Origin of the sequence: Micromonospora sp. CA-248212, from assembly GCF_050948405.1 — a bacterium.
GTDB lineage: Bacteria > Actinomycetota > Actinomycetes > Mycobacteriales > Micromonosporaceae > Micromonospora.
In genome coordinates this window covers 7027501-7045226 of the sequence record NZ_CP192023.1, presented here as the reverse complement: position 1 = coordinate 7045226, position 17726 = coordinate 7027501, and the positions used below count along the sequence as shown (strand labels likewise).

The window sequence follows — 17726 nt, the reverse complement described above, 5'->3', positions numbered from 1 at the left end:
TGTAGATTCATTGGCCCGATCTGGTCTACCTCGACGGCAGCCGCGCCCTCAGCTCGCCAGGGCGCGGGCGCGAAGCCGCCAGGTGTCGCTGAGCGTGATGCCGACCAGGACGCCCGCCGCGGCGACCGTGACGAGGACGGGGTCGAGCAGCATCAACACGGGCGTCGCGCCCACCAGCAGCGCCAGCCAGGCCAGGCGCGACTTCGGTAGCTGGCCCAGGAGTACGTACTCGGAGTTCATCCGCCCGATCACGAACAGGACCGGCCCACCGGCGATGAGGACCACCCAGCTCGCCGGGGTGGTCCGCAGCGGCTCGTGGAGTACGAGGTCCACCCCCGCCGACGTGGCGATGACCCCGGTCACCACCAGGGCGTAGACGTACGGCGCGAGGTACACCGAGTGGCGTGGGCGCGAGTGCGCCGAGCGGTCGACGAGCTTGTTGCTCTGCAACACGTAGATCTGCCAGAACAACAGCGCCGTGAGGATCGCGGCGGCGAACGCGACGGCGCGGGCCGGGGTGTACGGGGTGCTGCCGAACGTCAGCGTGGTCATCAGGGTCAGCTCGCCGAGCGCCAGGATCGCGATCTGCTGATAGCGCTCGCCGAAATGGACGCTCAACTGGCTGTACTGCTCCAGCGGTATCCGTCCGCGCAGTGGCGTCGGATAGCGCAGCGCCGCCGCCAGGTAGTCGATCGCGAGCGCGCCGATCCAGAGGCCGGTACGCCAACCCGGCTCGGCGAGGCCGCCAGCGACCCACAGCACGCCGGACACGACGAACCAGAAGAGGAAGCGCTCCTCCCGCGCGTGCGCCCGGCGTGGACGCAGCGCGACGATCAGCATGATTCCCCGGGCCAGGTGGAGGCCGACGTACGCGGCGGCGAAGAGGAGGCCCCGCCCGTCGTAGGCCCCCGGTAGGGCGACCGCGAGCAGAGACACGCCGACCATCGTGCCGACGACCACACCCTGGACCGCCCGGAGCTGCGGCTCGTAGAACTCGGTGGTGTTCACCGTCACCGACCAGGTCCACCAGGCGGCCAACAGCAGGACGAGTCGCTGCCCGAGCCCCGCCCAGGTCGGATCATTGGCCAACTGCATCGACAACTGCGCGAACACGGCCACGTAGAAGACGTCGAAGAACAACTCCAGGAGGGTGGCCCGAGCCGACGAGCTGGGTTTGCGTCGTGGCCCGGTCGGGTCCGCCCTCGTCATGGCTTCGCCGCCCCCGCTGCCGTCGTTGGCCCACACCGCCGCGACGACGCCGGACATCCGGACCGAATGGCGCGCGGCACACGGCTACCAACGAGTGAGCCCGTCGAGGGATACCGCCGATGGGGCGCGTACGACGGCGGTGGCCCTGGTCACTGACCCGTACGACCGGTCTGTGGCACGGTGCAGGGCAACCGTCGCCGTACCGATAGAGGGCCCATGCTCCCCAGGACCGCCGAGCCCCACCCGCCGTCTCCCGTCGTCGAACTGTGCGACGTGACGTTCCGGCGGAACGGCAAGCAGATCCTGCACGGCATCGACCTCACCGTGGGCGAAGGCGAGCACTGGGCGCTGCTCGGCCCGAACGGGGCGGGCAAGAGCACGCTGCTGGGATTCTGCGGTGCGCTGACCCACCCGACCTCGGGGACCGTACGGATCCTCGGTCAACGACTCGGCCGCGTCGACCTGCAGCAGCTCCGCAGGGCGATCGGTCACGTGAACCCCCGTCATCCGCTGCGGTCACCTTTGACGATCCGGGAGGTCGTCCTGACCGGGCTCGTCGGGTCGATCGACCTGCCGCCGCGTTGGCAGCCGACCCGGGACGACCGTGACCGGGCGGATTCCCTGCTGGGCATGTTCGGGTTGGTCGACCGGGCCGACGAGCGCTGGCCGACTCTCTCGCAGGGCGAGCGCGGCCGTGCCCTGATCGTCCGGGCGCTCATCAGCCAGCCGCGACTACTGCTGCTGGACGAACCCTCGACCGGTCTCGACGTCGCGGCCCGCGAACAGTTGCTCGAGACCATCGACCTGCTCCGCGAGACCCACCCCAGCCTCGCCTCGATCATGGTCACCCACCACCTCGAGGAACTTCCGGCGACGACCACCCACGCCATGCTGATCAACGGCGGCAGCGTGGTCGCCGCCGGCCCGGCCGACGAGACGGTCACGACCGCGCAGGTCTCGGCGGCCTTCGCGCACCCCATCGAGGTACGCCACGAGGACGGGCGCTGGGCGGCCCGCGCCGGGTCCGTCCGACGGGCGGCGGTCGCCACCGGCTAGAACCAATTCGGGTACGCCTTCGGCGTGAACGGCCGATCAGATCTGGCGGGATGGCGGCGAAGCGGTAACCCACGGCGACGATCCCCCCAGCTCGACAACCGCTGGTACAGCAGGCTGCACTTTCCGCCGCGGACGCTGCCGAGGGTGCCCACCGTGACCTATGTTGGCGCGGGAGGTGGGCGGCGATGGCGTACGTGCGAGGCCGGTTCCGGGCATCCGTCGACGCCCTCGAACACCTCGTCGGCGGGCTCGGCACCGCCCTGCTCGCGTTGGGCGCGCTGCTGTGGGCGGCGGTCGTGGCGCTTGTCTGCCTGACCGGACTGGGCCGAGGATTGGTGCCCGGCGCACTGCGCGCGGTGCGTTCGGTGGCCGATCGGGAGCGCGCCCGGCTGTCCCGCTGGGGCGCGCCGATCCCGGCACCGGGGCCGGTGCAGGAGGGGCTGCGGGAGGCGGCACGTGATCCGTTCGTCCGCCGGGAAGTCGGCTGGATCATGCTGCACTCGGTCATCGGACTGCTGTCGGGGCTGGTCGGCCTCGCCCTGCCGCTCAACGCCCTCCAGGAAATCACCTTTCCGCTCTGGTACCGGCTGGTCGCACCCGAGGACGGCGCTCCGGGGATCGTCTGGTGGCGCGTGGACGAGCTGTCCGAAGCGCTCCTGGTGGGCCTGCTCGGGGTGGGCTGGCTGGTCGCCGCGATCGGGTTCGGTCCGGCGCTGGCCCGGGTCCAGGCCTGGCCCGGCCGGTTGCTGCTGCCTCCGCCGCCGGGGATCGACCTGTCGCTGCGGGTGGCCGCGCTGACCGCCACCCGGGCCGCCGCGCTGGACGCCCACGCGCTGGAGCTGCGCCGCATCGAGCGGTCGCTGCACGACGGGACGCAGAATCGGCTGGTCGCGGTCAACGTGCTGCTGGGGGCGGCGCGGCGGGCCGTGCGGCGTGACCCCGACCGCGCCGACGAGATCCTCGGGCAGGCGCAGGACGCGGCGGAACAGGCCCTCGGCGAACTCCGTACGGTGGTGCGGGGCATCCTGCCGCCGGTGCTTGACGATCGAGGTCTTGCCGGTGCGCTGGCGGGCCTGGCCGCGAGTTGCGCGGTGCCCTGCCGGCTCACGGTTGACGTTGCCGTCCGCTGCGCGGCATCGGTCGAGGCCACCGCGTACTTCGTGGTGGCCGAGGCGCTGACCAACGTCGTCCGGCACAGCGGCGCGAGCCGGGTGGACGTCGCCGTCCGTCGTGAGCAGGGCCAGCTACTGGTGACCGTCGAGGACGACGGGCGCGGCGGCGCCGCCGAGGCGCGTGGCTCCGGGCTCACCGGCATCCGCCGGCGGGTCGAGGCGTACGACGGGCGGATGGCACTGACCAGCCCACCGGGAGGACCGACGAGGATGCGTGTGGAGCTGCCGTGCGGATCGTGATCGCGGAGGACGACCCGCTGCTGCGCGAGGGGTTGGCGCTGCTGCTGCGGGCGGAGGAGTTGGACGTGGTGGCCACGGCGGGTACGCCGGGCGAGTTCCTGGTCGCCGTCGACGAGCACGCGCCGGACGTGGCGATCGTGGACGTACGGATGCCGCCGACCCACACCGATGAGGGCATCGTGGCCGCGGTGGAGGCCCGGCGACGTCGCCCGGGCCTCGCGGTGCTGGTCCTCTCGGCGTACGTGGAGCAGGCGTTCGCCACCGAACTGTTCTCGGTGGGCGCCGTCGGCCTCGGCTACCTGTTGAAGGAACGGGTGGGCCGGGTCGAGGAGTTCCTCAGCGTGCTGCGCCGGGTCGCCGACGGCGGCAGCGTTATCGACCCGGAGGTGGTGGCCCAACTGCTCGCCCGCAACCGGCGGACGGACACGGCGCTGGGCGAGCTGTCGCCCCGCGAGCGCGAGGTGCTGGGACTGATGGCCGAAGGGCTCGGTAACACCGCGATCGCCGAGCGGCTGTTCGTCACCGACGGCGCGGTGCACAAGCACATCCGGAGCATCTTCGCCAAACTCCAGCTGCCGCCGGACGACCGCGCCGACCGTCGGGTCACCGCGGTGCTGCGTTACCTCGACGGCGGGCAGCGGTAGCCCCGGAACCGCCTGCCCGGCGCCCCCGCGATCAGGGCACCGGGCAGGCGGCGGCGATCAGAGGGAGATCCGGTCGAACTTCTCCCAGCTGCTGATCGACGTCCGGTTGGCGATGAGGGGCTTGGTGCCCTTGCTCTCCGCCACCACATATCTGCCGTTGGCCGCGGCGCGCAGGCTGATCGTGCCGTCCGAGTTGTTGACGATGGTGAACTTCTCCCACGTGCTGACCTTGGTCCGGTTGGCGATGAGAGGCTTCGTTCCCTTGCTCTCCGCGCTCACGTACCGACCGTTGGACCGCGAGCGGAGCGCGACGTAACCGCCGCCGGCACTGATCACGTCGAACTGCTCCCACCGGGCAACGGTGGTGCGGTTGGCGATCAGCGGCTTGGTGCCGGCGCTCTCGGCCACCACGTAGCGCTTGTTCGCCCGCGAGCGGAGGGCGACGGGAGGCGCGGCCACCGGCGTGCTGGTGAGCTTGGTGAGCGCCGCGTAGGTGCCGTTGAAGACGTTCTGGCTGTAGTTGCCGGGCTGGCTCGGGTTGCCGGCGGCGTACTGCCAGATGGCCTCCGTGGTCCAACCCGCCGGCAGCGGCGGACGAGCCGTGGTGTAGCCGGCGATGTCCAACGGGTTCGCGCCGAACAACGCGTTCTTGCCGGTGCAGGGGTTCCAGTAGTTGGTGTTCGTGTAGATCATCGGGGGCCGGCCAATGCGGGCCTTGACCTGGTCGGTGAAGGACTTGATCCAGTTCGACATCTCGGTCGGGGTGAGCCCGTAACAGGTGGGCGCTCCGCTCCAGTACGGCCACTCGATGTCGACCATCGGCACGAGGGTCTGACCGTCCTTGGCGAACTTCGCATTGTCGACGAAGAAGTTGGCCTCGTTGATCGGGTCGCGCTTGTCCGGCCGGGTGAAGTGGTACGCGCCGACGAGAAGCCCGGCGTCCTTGGCCGCCGCGTAGTCCTCGGCGAAATACGGATTGAGGTACGTCCGACCTTCCGTAGCCTTGACGTAGGCGAACTTGACGCCGCTTGCCGCGACGGCCGGCCAATTGATCGGGCCGAGGTTGTGGTCGTGGCTGGAGACGTCGATTCCCCGGACCGTGTAACCCGCTGGGATGGCGGCGCTCTTGGCCATCGCGGAGCTGCGCGCGCCCGGGGCGATGCCGGCGTTCGCCCGGCCACCACCGTCGACGGAGGGATCGGCGGCCTGCGCCGGCTGTGTCACGCCGAGCGCCGTACCAACGGCGAGACTGGCGGACATCAGCACGCAGAGCAGTCTTCTAGGCATGGTGAGGTGGGGTTCTCCTTGCTCGCGAGGTCAATTGACCATCGGCGTGGGCCCGGAGAGTATCCCTTGTCGACGATGGGTCGCGCTGTCCTGCGCACCGAATTCAGATCATCGGCACCTGCGTCGAGCCGTACGGTGGACATTTGGTTTCGCCTTTCCCCATTCGATTCGCAGGTGATCACCCTGTTCGCGGCACGGGTGCGACAGGACGAGGGCATGCTCGTCATTACCGCGAAGCGAACCAGGGGGAACTCTCTTGACGGAGAACACGGCTGACGGGGAGCACAAACCCGGTGAGCTCAGCACGGTGCTGACCGTCGTGGCCGTCGGGATCGCGCTGGCCGTGGCCTTCGTGGCCTCGTACACCCTGGCGTTGGACCGACCGCCGCCGAACCGCATCCCGACGGCGCTCGTCGGGGACGCGACTGCCGACGCGGGGGTCGCGCAGGAGCTGCGGTCGCGCATGCGCGGCGCGCTGCGGTACCAGAGCTACCCGACCGCCGGAGAAGCCCAGCGCGCCATCGAGCGACAACGGGTCTACGCGGCGCTGGTGGTGGAACCCGGCCGGTCGCGGCTGCTGGTCGCCAGCGCCGCCGGCAACACACTCGCCCAGGTGCTGCGCAACGCCGCTCTACAGCTCAACGAGCAGGGTGGTCGGGAACTGCTCGTGACGGACGTCCGGCCGCTGCCCGACACCGACCGTTCGGGTCTGGCCGCGTTCTACGTGATGATCGCCGCGACCCTGCTCGGCTTCCTGACGGCCCTGCAACTGCGGATCAACGTCGGCCGGGTGCCGCTGCGGACCTGGCTCGCCATTCTCGCCGGCCTCTCCGTCGTGGGCGGGATCGCGCTGGCGGTCACCGTGGGTCCGATCCTCGGGGCGCTTCCGGCGCCCCTGCCGGCCCTCTGGGGTACGTTGGCCGCCCAGATCGCCGTCACCGGCCTGTTCAGCACGCTGATGGTGATCCTGATCGGCCGGTGGGCGGTGGTCCCGACGTGGCTGATCTTCATCGCGATCGGCAACGCGGCCTCGGGCGGTGCCGTGGCGACCGCTCTCCTCCCGCAGCCGTACCGGACCATCAGCGTCATCCACCCGAACGGGAGCGTCATCGCGCTGTTGCAGACCACGTCGTACTTCCCCGAGGCGGTGGGCGTACGACCCGCGCTCGTCGAGGCGGCGTGGCTCGTCGGCCTGCTCGGACTCGTCCTGCTCAGCGCCAGATTGGTGCGCGACGGCCCGCGCTGGAAGTCGTCCTCGTGAGCTGCGCCGCCACGAGGGCGGGCCCGGCTGTGCCGGGCCCGCCCCGCGGGTGGTGGATCAGGTCAGCGTTGCAGGGTGAGCAGGCCGGGGCGGTACGGCAGCAGGCCGTAGTCGACGCCGTTGGAGGAGGGCGATCGGCCCTGGTAGAGCAGTTGGAGGTTGCAGGGGTCGACGGTGAAGGTCTGGTCGGCGCTGGTGCGGATCAACTCGCCGTGGCTGATGTCGTTGGTCCAGGTGGCGCCGCTGTTGGCCTTGCCGGCGAAGGGGTTGCTCTCGGTGGCGGCCTGGGGGGTCCAGCTGCCGTTGAGGCTGGTGGCGGTGAAGGAGCGGAAGTAGCGGCCCTGGCCGCCGATGGCCTCGACGATCATGAGGTACTTGTTCTGGCCGCGGAGCTTGTAGACCTGGGGCGCTTCGAAGAGGTTGTTGGTGGAGTCGCTCATGATGGTCGTGTAGCTGGAGCCGAAGCTGCTGGGGAAGTTCCCGATCGGCATGCTGGCGCGGTAGATCTTGCCGTTGTCGCCGGCGAAGAAGAGGTACATGTTCTGGTCGTCGGCGATCAGGGTCTGGTCGATCGGGCCGGTGCCGGAGCCGGTGATGCTGCCGGTGAACAGGGTCTGGGCAGCGGACCAGCCGTTGGCGTTGGTGGGGTCGGTGGAGGTGCGGTAGGAGAACGCGGTGCCACCCCACTGGTAGGCCAGGACCCAGATGTTCTTGGGCGCGAAGTAGAACAGGGTCGGCGCGACGGTGCCGCTGTTCATGGTGTTCTGGCTGGCCGAGCCCATCTCCGACCAGTTGGTGAACAGACCGAAGTTCATCGAGCCCCAGCGGGTGCCGAAGTCGTGGGTGGTGGCGTAGACGAGCTGGCGGCCGTTGTAGGGGGCGACGGTGAAGTCCTTGAGTGACACCCAGCCCGACTTCGGCTGCGCCAACGCCCCGGTCGACGACCACCGGTACGACGACGGCAGGTTGCACGTGTTCGGCGGCGGCGTCGTCGGTGGCGGCGTGGTGGGTGGCGGCGTGGTGGGCGGCGGGGTCGTCGGCGGCGGAGTGGTCGGTGGCGGCGTGGTGGGCGGCGGCGTGGTGGGTGTGGTGCCGCCGTTGCAGGTCACGCCGTTGAGCGCGAAGCTCGTCGGTGCCGGGTTGCTGCCCGTCGTGGAGCCGTTGAACCCGAACGACGCCGTGCCGTTGGTCGCGATCGAACCGTTGTAGCTCACGTTCCGCGCGGTCACCGCCGCCCCGCTCTGCGTCAGGGTGGTGTTCCACGATTGCGTGATCGTCTGCCCGGCGCTGTACGACCACGTCAGCGTCCAACTGCTCACGGGATCGCCGAGGTTCGTGATCGTGACGTTGGCGCCGAAGCCACCCGGCCAGTCGGACGACACGGCGTAGTTCACCGAGCAGCCCGCCGCGGCCGCGCCGGCCGGCAGCGCCACGGCAACCGTCGCCGACGCCAGTAACGCGACACCGGCCGAGACGACCCCGAGATTGGTCGGTCTGAATATGGTCATCGAGCACCCTCCTGACGGGACGGCGGCCTCCACATTCGTGGGAGTGATTGTTAGGTGAGCGTTAACAGCCGCTTCGAGTATGTTACGGGAGCGCTCCCAAACCATCAACCTCGATGTCTCGCCGACACGTAAACGACCTCATCACCTCGCTGACCAGGGCTTCAGCAGGTGGCTACGGTTGCCGGCCGGGCAGGGTGCGGGCACCGGCCACTGCGGACCGGGTGGTCGGCAGAGCGGATGACGGGGTGCCGTCGCTGTTATCGATAACATCTGCTCGTCACGCCACCTCAACAACCGGTCGCAGCGAAAACAACCTGCCGCGGCGAGCACAGCGGGAGGTCAGAGCCAGACGACGATGCCGGTCAGGCCGTTGAGCACGGCGGCCACGCCGGCCCGGATGGCGGCCGCGCAGCGCTCGGCGGTGAACGAGCCCGCGTCGTACGTCGAGGACATGCCGAGCCCTTCACCGCGGAACGACGCGCCCTCCCAGTCGACGGCGGTGACGTTGTGGGTGGGCTCGGCCAGCTCGGCGCCCACGACCAGGAACCTCTCGTCCAGGTGGTTCGGTGTGACCAACGCCAGCGGGTCGATCAGGTCGTTGCCCGCGGTGACGATGAGGTCGGCGTTCATGCCGATCGCCTTGCTGATGCCCGCGACGGCCTCGTGCGGATCGCCGACGACGACCGTGCGCAGGTCGAGGTGCTCGTCGTCGGCCCAACTCCGTACCGCCGTCACGAGGGCCTTGGTGGGCGCGTCCGTGCCGGCGGTCAGCAGCACCACCCGGTAGTCCTTCGACGGGTGCACGTCGGCCCACGAACCGGGCTTCGGCGTGATGGTCGCCTCCGGCGCGGGCGTCGCGGCGGTGTCGACGAATCCCGGGCCGAGCGTGCCGAGCGCGCTCGGCGTGGGACGGGGTTGGGACCAGTCGTCGCCGGAGCCGCAGCCGGCGAGGAGTACGGCGGTCGTGGCCAGCAGGGCGACGGCCCGAAACGGGGGGCGCAAGGTGATCGTCCTTCTCCGATGACTGAGGCAGGTGCGGGTACGACTCGTATTCCTATCCCAGATCCGGCGGCCCGCGATCCGCGAGCGGCCGCTGCGGATATTTGTTCGCCATCGGTTCGTCGGCGGGCGGGTTCTTGTTCACCCGCGACGTGCAGCGTGCACTGGCCAACCGAGGGGAACCGCATGCTGGGGCATATCCGTCGTACCGTCGTCGTCGCCGTTGTCGCATTCGCGGCGACGGTGCTTCCGTTCTTCAGCGGTGGAGCGGCGTTCGCGCACGGCTTTTCGTCGACCGTGTACGCGAAAATCTCCGCCGGAGACGAGGGTCACATCCGCGCCGAATTGGGCCTCGAATACGACCTCCTCGTGGTGTCGGCCGCCGACTCCGGCGACGATGACCCACTCTTTCGGGTCGGAACCGCCGCCTTCGAGGCGGGGGACCCGGACGCTCAGGCCGCCGCGCTGAAGGCCCACGCTCCGACGGTCCTGCGCTACGTCGCCGACCGGCTCTCGGTGACCGCCCGTGGCGCGGCCTGTCGGCCCACCCAGGTGGGCGACGCCACGGTGAGCGTTCGGGACGGCGTGCCGTACGCGAACCTGCTGCTCGACTGGACCTGTTCCGAGCGGGTCGCCGAGCACGAGGTGCGCAGTGGTCTCTTCCCGGACGACGAGGCGTACGTCAAGGGCACCAAGACGATCGTCACCTACCAGATCGACGGCCGGTCGGGCAGTGCCGCGCTCGACGCCGCCAACCCGTCCTTCTCGACAGCCCAGACCGCCTACCAGCGGTTCGGCGAGTTCTTCCTGTTGGGGGCCGAGCATCTGCTGTCCGGGATTGATCACATCCTGTTCCTACTGGCGCTGATCGCCGGATCGCGGCGTCTGCGGGAGATCGTGCTCGCGGCCACCAGCTTCACCCTGGCGCACTCGGTGACGTTCCTGCTCGCCGCCCTCGGCCTGGTCGACGTGCCGGCGAGGGTCGTGGAGCCGGTCATCGCGCTGTCGATCGCCGTCGTGGCCGGCTGGCACCTGTGGGGGATCTGGCGGCGTGGTGACCACGCGACGGATCTGGAGACGACCGGACGCGGTCACCTCAGCCTGGACCGCCGGGGGTGGATCCGCCTCGGTGTCGTCTTCTGCTTCGGCCTCGTGCACGGGCTGGGCTTCGCGGGCGCACTCGGCATCGACGAGGCGTGGTCCTGGACGCTGCTGTGGTCGCTGCTGGTGTTCAACGTGGGTATCGAAGTCGTCCAGTTGGCGATTATCGCCGCCGTCTTCCCGCTGTTGTTCGTGCTGCGCCGCCGTGCGCCGAAAGCGGGTCTCTGGGCGACCGGTGTGGTTTCCGCAGGGGTGTCCATCATGGGCCTGATCTGGTTTGTTCAGCGCGTCACCGGCTCGTGAGTACGGCTAACCAGTTCGTGAAGTGCAGCCGCTCGCAAGATCACGTTAATGATCGGTTCACCGGCCGACGAAAGCTTTGGATTCGCTTCCCCGTGCTCGGGGAGGAACAATCCATTTCTCTATTCGAAAAGGGAACAATGTCGATGACATTGAGCACCTCGACACGGGCCGCCGGGCTCGTGCGGCGGCGCGTTGTCGCCGGGGTCGTGGCCGGATTCCTGGGAGTGGGCGTGGCCCTCGGCAGCGGTGTGCTGACCGCCGCCAGCGCCGCCGACCCCACCACGGTGTCCGGCATCGTCCTCGGCGTCGGCGCCAACGAGACCCAGCGCATCGTGTCCTGGTACTCCTCGGCCGACACCGCCCAGAAGATCCAGCTCGCCCCGACCGCCGAGATCGTCAACGGGGAGTTCCCGGCCAGCGCGATCAGCTTCGACGCCGTCGGCGCCGCGAACACCTCCACGACCGGCTACAACCGGCACGCCACGATCAGCAACCTGCGTGAGAACACGGCGTACTCGTACCGGGTCGGCGCCGAGGGAAGCTGGTCGCCCACCTACGCCTTCAAGACGCGGGACTTCGAGGGCGACTTCGACTTCCTGTTCTTCGGCGACCCGCAGATCGGCGCCTCCGGCGACGTCGCGCGGGACCAGGCCGGTTGGGCCGAGACCCTGAAGGTCGCCACCGCGGCGAACCCGAACACCGAGCTGCTGGTCTCCGGCGGTGACCACGTCGAGTCCGCCAACGACGAGTCCCAGTGGAACGCGTACCTCTCCCCGGACCAGCTCCGGCAGTACCCGACGGCCGCCACCATCGGAAACCACGATGTCGGCGGCAAGTCCTGGGAGCAGCACCACTTCACCCCGAACACGGACCGCTCGGCCCAGTACTACAACGGGGACCAGTCGACCCGCTCCGGCGGTGACTTCTGGTACGTCTACAAGGACGTGCTGTTCATCGACCTGAACAGCAACAGCTACGTCAACCCGGCCGACGGCTCGCTCGGCGGCGACGCGGCACACGTCGCGTACGTCTCGGACATCGTGAAGAAGCACGGCTCCGAGGCGAAGTGGAAGGTTCTCGTCTACCACCACTCCATCTACTCGGCGGCGAGCCACTCCACCGACGCGGACAACAAGAACCGCCGCAAGGACTTCACGACCGCGTTCTCCGATCTCGGCATCGACATGGTGCTGCAGGGTCACGACCACGTGTACACCCGCAGCTACTCGATCAAGAACGGCCAGAAGGAGAACCCGGCTGAGAAGCCGGGGGCCGCCGACGTGTTCCCCGGCCCGGGTGGCGTCCTCTACGTGACGGCGAACTCGGCCTCCGGCTCGAAGTACTACGACATCAAGAAGCCGGACGGCTCCGGCACCGGCGTCGAGGGACTCGGCCCGGACCCGCTGAACCCGAGCAACTACTGGTTCAACTCGGTGGAGAACCAGGAGCACGTCCGCAGCTACGTCAAGGTCGGGGTCAAGGCCGACAAGCTGGTGCTCCAGAACATCCGCAGCGGCACCTGCGCGGCCCCGAACGCGGCCGTCGAGAAGGGTCTGTCCTGCGGCAACACCGCCGAGGGGCAGCCGGTCGGCTCGATCGTCGACAGCACCACGATCCACCCGTACCACGGTGACGGTCAGGCCATCCAGGTCAACGTGCCCAACCCGGCGCCGGGTGAGTTCGGCTGGACCATCGACGGCTACAACGGCCTGGTCGACCTGGGCACCGCGCAGGAGCGCAACGGCAGCTACTTCGAGGCGACCGGCAAGATCAACCCGATCCTCGTGTCGGACAGCCGTCGTTCGCTCGCCCCGTGGTCGATCTCGGCCAGCGTCGGCGACTTCTCCGACGCCGACAAGACGTTCTCCGGCTCGTACCTGGGCTGGACCCCGTACGTCCTCGACGCCGGCGCGGGCGCGGCGGCCGGCACTCCGGTCCTGTCGTCCCTCGACGACCAGGGCAAGGGCCTCTCGGTCTCCAGCGGTCTGGGCGCGGCTGTGCAGGGTCACCCGCGCGGCGGGGCCAAGCTCGGTGCCGACCTGGACCTGAAGATCCCGGACAGCATCGCGAAGGGCAGCTACCGCACCACCCTCACGATCACTGCCCTGAGCAGCTGATCGAGCCTGTTCCACCGGGCGGGGTAGGCACCTTTCGGGGCCTACCCCGCCGCCGGTTCACCCACCACCAAGATCACTTCGAGGACCTGAGATGCGACCGTCCGTAACGCGCTGGAAGACACTTCTTCGTACGACCGTGCTGTCCCTGCTCGCCGCCGTCGCGGCGGCCGGCGTCGGCGGCGGCCCCGCCCTCGCGGCCGACGGCAACGTCGCCTGGACGGTCCGGACGGCCTCCAACAGCTACGGCGAAGCCCGGTCCAGCTACAGCTACAACGTCAACCCCGGCGGAACCGTCGAGGACGCCATGGTGGTGGCCAACCGCGGCCCGGTGCCCCTGACCCTCGCCGTGTACGCCGCCGACGGCTTCACCACCGACGCGGGGCAGCTCGACCTGCTGACCAGGGACAAGAAGTCGGCGGCGGTCGGCGCCTGGGTCAAGCCGAGCGCCGGCAGCGTCGTGATCCAACCCGGGAAGACCGCCCAGGTGCCCTTCACGATCGCCGTTCCGACCAACGCCACGCCCGGCGACCACGTCGGCGGCATCCTGACCACGCTGACCCAGACCGACCAGGCCGAGGGCATCAACGTGGACCGTCGCCTCGGCATTCGGATCACATTGCGGGTGGGCGGCGAGCTGAAGCCGACCCTCGCGGTCGAGAACTTCCACGTCAGGTACGACGGATCGGCCAACCCGATCGGCAAGGGCGACGCGACCGTCTCCTACACGATCCACAACACCGGTAACGCCGCCCTCTCCGCCAAGCAGTCGGTGTCCGTGTCGGGGCCGTTCGGCGTCCTGCGCGCGCGGGCCGGTGACATCGCCGCGCCGCCGCAGTTGCTCCCGGGCGAGAGCTGGGACGTCACGGTGCCGGTGCACGGTGTCGCGCCCGCCGTCCGGCTCGCGGCGACCGCCACCGTCACCCCGCTGCTCACCGACGCGTCGGGCTCCACCACCCCGCTCAAGCCCATCGAGGCGACGGCACACGGCTGGGCCCTGCCGTGGACGCTGGTGTTGGCGCTCGTCGTGCTGATCGCCGCCGTCGTCGGCGCGTACCTGTACCGCCGCCGCGCCCGGTCGCGGCGCAAGGCCCGCGAGGACGCCCGGGTGCGCGACGCCGTCGAGCAGGCACTCCGTGGCCCGCAGCCACAGACGTCCTGAGCACCCGGCGCGGACGGCCGGGCGTCGCAGGACGCGGCGCGGCAGGCCGTGAGCCGGAGGCAACCGGCCCGGTCGCCCTTGTGGGTGAACGGCACTCGGCACCGGCTCGGATTCGTCCGCGAGGCGGCATGCTGCGACGGTGACGCCGGCCCGGAGAGGAAGCCCCCATGGTTGACGCGGACGTGCCAGAGCGGATGCAGGCCGCGGCCCTCGACGAGTTCGGCGGGCCGGAGGTGATCACCCTGCGCAAGCTCCCGGTGCCCGAGGTCGCCGCCGACGAGGTGCTGATCAGGGTCCTGAGCGCCGGCGTCGGGGTGTGGGACGCGTACGAACGGCAGGGCCTGTTGGTGCCGGAGGGCTCGTCCCTCCCGATCGTCCCGGGCTCGGACGGCGCGGGGACCATCATCGCGGCCGGCGACCGGGTGACCGGCCTCGCGGTCGGCGACCAGGTCTACGCCTCCGCCACCACCCGGCCCAAGGGCGGCTTCTACGCCGAGTACGCGGTCGTCAAAGCCGAGTACGTCGCGAAGCTGCCCGACGGCGTACCCGCCGAACACGCCGGTGCCATGCCCACCGACGCGCTGACCGCGCTGGCCGGGTTGGACACCGTCACCCTGCCGGCCGGCGCCTGGCTCCTGATCTTCGGCGCGAGCGGCGGTCAGGGACACCTGGCCGTGCAGTTGGCCAAGCGGCAGGGCCTCAACGTGATCGCGGTGGCCTCCGGCGCGGACGGCGTGGCGCTGGTGACCCGGCTCGGCGCCGACGTGTCCCTGGACGGCCACGGCGACCTCGCCGAGGTGCTCACGACGATCCGGGACTCCGCCCCGGAGGGAGTGGCCGGCATCCTGGCGATGGCCGGCGGCGAGACGCTGGACCGGTTGACCGAGACGCTGTCCGACAGCGGAGTCGTGGCGTACGCCCACGGGGTGCGGCCGGAGCCGAGCGAGCGCCCCGGGATGACGGTTCGCGCGTACGACGGCGTGTCCAACCCCGGGCAGTTGCGGCGTCTCAACGAACTCGTCGAGGCCGGCCCGTTCGTGGTGCACGTGGCCGAGAAGTTCCCGTTGGGCAAGGTGCGGGAGGCGCACCAGCGCCTGACGACGTCGTACTCCGGCAAGCTCCTGCTGACGATCGCCTGAGGGTCAGGCGGCGCGCTGCTGCGGCACGCGTACCGACGCCATGCCGGCCGCCGTCGCGGCCTGGATGCCCAGGTCGGTGTCCTCGAAGACCAGACAGGCCTCCGGGGGTACGCCGAGCTGCCGGGCGGCGAGCAGGAACGCCTCCGGGTCGGGCTTGGCCCGCGTGTAGTCCTCGGCGCAGACCAGCACGTCGAACCGGTCCAGCAGGTCGAGCGCCTCCAGGGACGCGGTGACCGCGGCCCGGGTGCTGCCGGAGACGACGGCGAACGGCACCCGCCGGTGCGCCTCGTGGATGTGCGCCACCACCTCGGGCACGGCGGCGACCTGCGGCAACAGCTCCTGGTAGATGCGCTCGCGGTTCTCCACGACGGTCGCCACCGGCATCGCCAGGCCGTGCCGCTCGTTCAACGCGATGATGATGTCGGCGGTCGGCCGGCCACCCCAGGCGTAGAAGAGGTCCTCCGGAAACTCGCAGCCCCACTCGTCGAGGGCTCGCTGCCAGGCCACGTAGTGCAGCGGCATCGAGTCGACGATGGTGCCGTCGCAGTCGAACAGGTACGCGGCGAACTCACCGGGCGGCAGAGGCAGAGTCACCGGGGAAGGGTAACCGTCAGGGACGGGTCGCCCGCGCCGGGTCGGCCCGTTCGTCTCGCCGGTCGAACCGCCGTTCGTACCAGGTGACCGCGATCAGGAGGACGGTCAGCACGGCGAGCGCCGCCAACGGCGCGAGGGTACGACCGACCGGCAGCATGGCCAGCGGCAGCAGCGCCGCGACGACCTGCGCCGGATGGACGGCACGTACGGTCAGTCGACGGAGCACCAGCCTGCTGAGCAGGTAGACGGTGACACCCCCGTAGAGGGCGCCCGTGGCTGCCCAGCCCAGCGGGCCCGAGTCGGAGGGGTCCGCGGCGAGCCGGTCGATCACCTCCTCGATGCCGAGCGCGAAGTAGATGGCGCCGACGATCAGCGGGGTGTGCCCGATGCCGTAGGCGTCGCCGGCCACGTCGGCCCGTCGGTCGGGTGGCACGTCGCTGACGGCCGCCCGTGCGGCGGGAGCCAGCCGATCGAAGTAGAGCCACCACAGGCAGACCGTGCTGACGAGGCCGAGCAGCGCGGCCGCCACCGCCGTACCGACCGGCGTCATCGTCCGTGGCCCCGCGCCGGCGGAGATCAGCGACTCGCCGAGGGCGATGATGAGCACCAACCCGAACCGCTCGGTGAAGTGGTCCACGCTGCGCAGCTGCCACGGGTGGAAGGTGGACGCGAGCCGCGAGCCACCGATGTCCACCAGCAGCGCGGCCGTCCAGAGCACCGTCTGGGCTGTCCCGCCGAGCAGCGCCCCGCCCACCAGCGGAAACCACGCCAGCACCACGGGCACGCGGAAGTAGCGCAGCGTCGGGCGCAGCGACGGGATCGGCACGCTCACCCAGGCGAGGATCACGAGCTGGACCGCCCGGACGACCACGTACGCGAGCGCGAGGGTCAGCGGCGCGTCGACGAGCCCCGGACCCTGTCGCCACGCGTCCGGCAACACCAGGGCGGCCACGAAGATCGCCGCCATCGCGACCAGGGTCGCTCCGCGGACCAGGCCGACGTCCGCGCGGACGAGGTTGCCCACCCAGGTGTACGGCCCCCACGAGTAGAGCAGCAGCAGGAGCAGGAGCAGTCCCTGGGCCAGGGTGAGCAGCGCGGTCGGCGGCTGCGCCATGAAGGCGATGACCCGGGTGAGCGCGAAGACGAAGACCAGGTCGAAGAAGATCTCGAACATCGTCGTCCGGTGCGTGGCACCCACCACGACCGGACGAATTCCCCTCATCCTGGCATTCTGCGCCCTCGGTGGACCGTCTCGGGTCTCCCCGTCACAACGGGAAGACCCGAGACGTCCGCGTCAGGCCGGCGCGTCCGTCCGGCGCCGGCTCCGCTCGGCCCGCCGGCGCACCTGTTGGTACGTCCCGGTCAGGCCCATCGCCCGGCGTACCTCCGTCAGGGTCTGGCGTACCTCCTGCCGGGTGCGCTCGGTGCCCTCGACGATCAGTCGGTCGACCAGCCCTCGGTCGGCCTCGATCGCCGCCCGGCGTTCCCGGATCGGGCTCAGGAAAGCCTCCAGTACCTCGACCAGGCGCTCCTTGACCGCCACGTCACCGACCTGCCCGGCCCGGTAACGCCGGGCCAGGTCGTCCACCTCCGTACGGTCCGGGTTGAACACCTCGTGGTACGCGAAGACCGGGTTGCCCTCCACCGTTCCCGGCACGTCGGCCCGTACCCGGTTCGGGTCGGTGTACATCCCGCGCACCTTGCGGCGCACCGTGGCCGTGTCATCGGACAGCGCGATGCTGTTACCCCGGCTCTTGCTCATCTTGGCGACGCCGTCGGTGCCCACCAGGCTGGGGTTGTCGGCCGGGATCAGCTCGGGCACCGGAAAGACCGGCCCGTAGAGGTGGTTGAACCGCCTGGCGATCTCCCGGGTCACCTCCACATGCGCGGCGTTGTCCCGGCCGACCGGCACGACCTCGCCCTTGACGCAGAGGATG

15 protein-coding genes (1 of these 15 running past the window's edge) are annotated in these 17726 nt (G+C 70.2%); 8 read left to right on the top strand and 7 right to left on the bottom strand.

Annotated features, from left to right (window positions below; translation table 11 throughout):
• Positions 1-48 precede the first annotated feature (48 nt).
• Positions 49-1266, bottom strand: a complete 1218-nt coding sequence (locus ACQP03_RS33165; RefSeq protein ID WP_357131738.1) for a low temperature requirement protein A — start codon at positions 1264-1266, stop codon at positions 49-51.
• Positions 1267-1425: 159 nt separating this feature from the next.
• Here ACQP03_RS33165 and ACQP03_RS33160 point away from each other — a divergent pair, with 159 nt between their 5' ends.
• The 3 genes from ACQP03_RS33160 (at position 1426) to ACQP03_RS33150 (ending at position 4321) form a co-directional block, all read left to right on the top strand.
• Entirely contained in the window at positions 1426-2265 is an 840-nt protein-coding gene (locus ACQP03_RS33160) for an ABC transporter ATP-binding protein (protein ID WP_357171814.1), read from the top strand.
• A gap of 185 nt (positions 2266-2450) precedes the next feature.
• Positions 2451-3677, top strand: coding sequence for a sensor histidine kinase (locus ACQP03_RS33155; RefSeq protein ID WP_357131744.1), 1227 nt, complete (start codon positions 2451-2453; stop codon positions 3675-3677).
• A complete protein-coding gene (locus ACQP03_RS33150; protein ID WP_357131747.1) occupies positions 3665-4321 on the top strand; it encodes a response regulator transcription factor in 657 nt (218 codons plus the stop codon). The genes ACQP03_RS33155 and ACQP03_RS33150 overlap by 13 nt, the downstream gene beginning before the upstream one ends.
• A 57-nt stretch (positions 4322-4378) precedes the next feature.
• Here the strand turns inward: ACQP03_RS33150 and ACQP03_RS33145 are convergent, their stop codons facing one another.
• Positions 4379-5608 carry a GH25 family lysozyme gene (locus ACQP03_RS33145; RefSeq protein WP_433459639.1) on the bottom strand — a complete coding sequence of 410 codons (1230 nt, stop codon included), beginning with the start codon at positions 5606-5608 and terminating at the stop codon, positions 4379-4381.
• A gap of 256 nt (positions 5609-5864) precedes the next feature.
• Here ACQP03_RS33145 and ACQP03_RS33140 point away from each other — a divergent pair, with 256 nt between their 5' ends.
• The gene (locus ACQP03_RS33140; RefSeq protein WP_433459637.1) at positions 5865-6869 is read left to right on the top strand and encodes a hypothetical protein; all 1005 of its coding nucleotides are present in this window, start codon (positions 5865-5867) and stop codon (positions 6867-6869) included.
• Positions 6870-6931: 62 nt separating this feature from the next.
• On the opposite strand, the gene ACQP03_RS33135 is transcribed toward ACQP03_RS33140, so the two are convergent.
• Positions 6932-8377, bottom strand: coding sequence for a non-reducing end alpha-L-arabinofuranosidase family hydrolase (locus tag ACQP03_RS33135; RefSeq protein WP_357131756.1), 1446 nt, complete (start codon positions 8375-8377; stop codon positions 6932-6934).
• Between the two features lie 339 nt (positions 8378-8716).
• Entirely contained in the window at positions 8717-9379 is a 663-nt protein-coding gene (locus ACQP03_RS33130; protein ID WP_433459635.1) for a hypothetical protein, read from the bottom strand.
• Between the two features lie 183 nt (positions 9380-9562).
• Between ACQP03_RS33130 and ACQP03_RS33125 the strand changes: the two genes are divergently transcribed.
• The 4 genes from ACQP03_RS33125 to ACQP03_RS33110 all read left to right on the top strand — a co-directional run bounded on the left by ACQP03_RS33125 (position 9563) and on the right by ACQP03_RS33110 (position 15195).
• Positions 9563-10780: a HupE/UreJ family protein gene (locus ACQP03_RS33125; protein ID WP_357171815.1), complete on the top strand. Its 1218-nt coding sequence runs from the start codon at positions 9563-9565 to the stop codon at positions 10778-10780.
• 143 nt (positions 10781-10923) lie between these two features.
• On the top strand, positions 10924-12897 hold the full coding sequence (locus ACQP03_RS33120) for a fibronectin type III domain-containing protein (protein ID WP_433459631.1): 1974 nt from the start codon (positions 10924-10926) through the stop codon (positions 12895-12897).
• Between the two features lie 91 nt (positions 12898-12988).
• The gene (locus ACQP03_RS33115; protein WP_433459628.1) at positions 12989-14056 is read left to right on the top strand and encodes a WxL protein peptidoglycan domain-containing protein; all 1068 of its coding nucleotides are present in this window, start codon (positions 12989-12991) and stop codon (positions 14054-14056) included.
• Between the two features lie 167 nt (positions 14057-14223).
• Positions 14224-15195, top strand: a complete 972-nt coding sequence (locus ACQP03_RS33110) for an NADP-dependent oxidoreductase (RefSeq protein WP_433459626.1) — start codon at positions 14224-14226, stop codon at positions 15193-15195.
• Positions 15196-15198: 3 nt separating this feature from the next.
• Here the strand turns inward: ACQP03_RS33110 and ACQP03_RS33105 are convergent, their stop codons facing one another.
• The 3 genes from ACQP03_RS33105 to trpS form a co-directional block, all read right to left on the bottom strand.
• A complete protein-coding gene (locus ACQP03_RS33105) occupies positions 15199-15789 on the bottom strand; it encodes an HAD family hydrolase (protein ID WP_357131775.1) in 591 nt (196 codons plus the stop codon).
• A gap of 16 nt (positions 15790-15805) precedes the next feature.
• Entirely contained in the window at positions 15806-17011 is a 1206-nt protein-coding gene (locus ACQP03_RS33100) for a low temperature requirement protein A (RefSeq protein ID WP_357171818.1), read from the bottom strand.
• 72 nt (positions 17012-17083) lie between these two features.
• Positions 17084-17726, bottom strand: partial view of a tryptophan--tRNA ligase gene (gene trpS, locus ACQP03_RS33095; protein ID WP_357131781.1) — the 3' portion only. Its footprint extends 416 nt past the window's final position; 643 of the gene's 1059 nt are visible here — the last part of the coding sequence; the start codon falls outside the window, past its right edge; its stop codon occupies positions 17084-17086.

Excerpts from the sequence above, each read along its gene's own strand:
- ACQP03_RS33135 (WP_357131756.1), bottom strand. The coding sequence starts at position 8,377 with ATGACCATATTCAGACCGACCAATCTCGGGGTCGTCTCGGCCGGTGTC.
- ACQP03_RS33145 (WP_433459639.1), bottom strand. The coding sequence starts at position 5,608 with ATGCCTAGAAGACTGCTCTGCGTGCTGATGTCCGCCAGTCTCGCCGTT.
- ACQP03_RS33155 (WP_357131744.1), top strand. The coding sequence starts at position 2,451 with ATGGCGTACGTGCGAGGCCGGTTCCGGGCATCCGTCGACGCCCTCGAA.
- ACQP03_RS33120 (WP_433459631.1), top strand. The coding sequence starts at position 10,924 with ATGACATTGAGCACCTCGACACGGGCCGCCGGGCTCGTGCGGCGGCGC.
- ACQP03_RS33165 (WP_357131738.1), bottom strand. The coding sequence starts at position 1,266 with ATGTCCGGCGTCGTCGCGGCGGTGTGGGCCAACGACGGCAGCGGGGGC.
- ACQP03_RS33125 (WP_357171815.1), top strand. The coding sequence starts at position 9,563 with ATGCTGGGGCATATCCGTCGTACCGTCGTCGTCGCCGTTGTCGCATTC.
- ACQP03_RS33110 (WP_433459626.1), top strand. The coding sequence starts at position 14,224 with ATGGTTGACGCGGACGTGCCAGAGCGGATGCAGGCCGCGGCCCTCGAC.
- ACQP03_RS33160 (WP_357171814.1), top strand. The coding sequence starts at position 1,426 with ATGCTCCCCAGGACCGCCGAGCCCCACCCGCCGTCTCCCGTCGTCGAA.
- ACQP03_RS33115 (WP_433459628.1), top strand. The coding sequence starts at position 12,989 with ATGCGACCGTCCGTAACGCGCTGGAAGACACTTCTTCGTACGACCGTG.
- ACQP03_RS33100 (WP_357171818.1), bottom strand. The coding sequence starts at position 17,011 with ATGAGGGGAATTCGTCCGGTCGTGGTGGGTGCCACGCACCGGACGACG.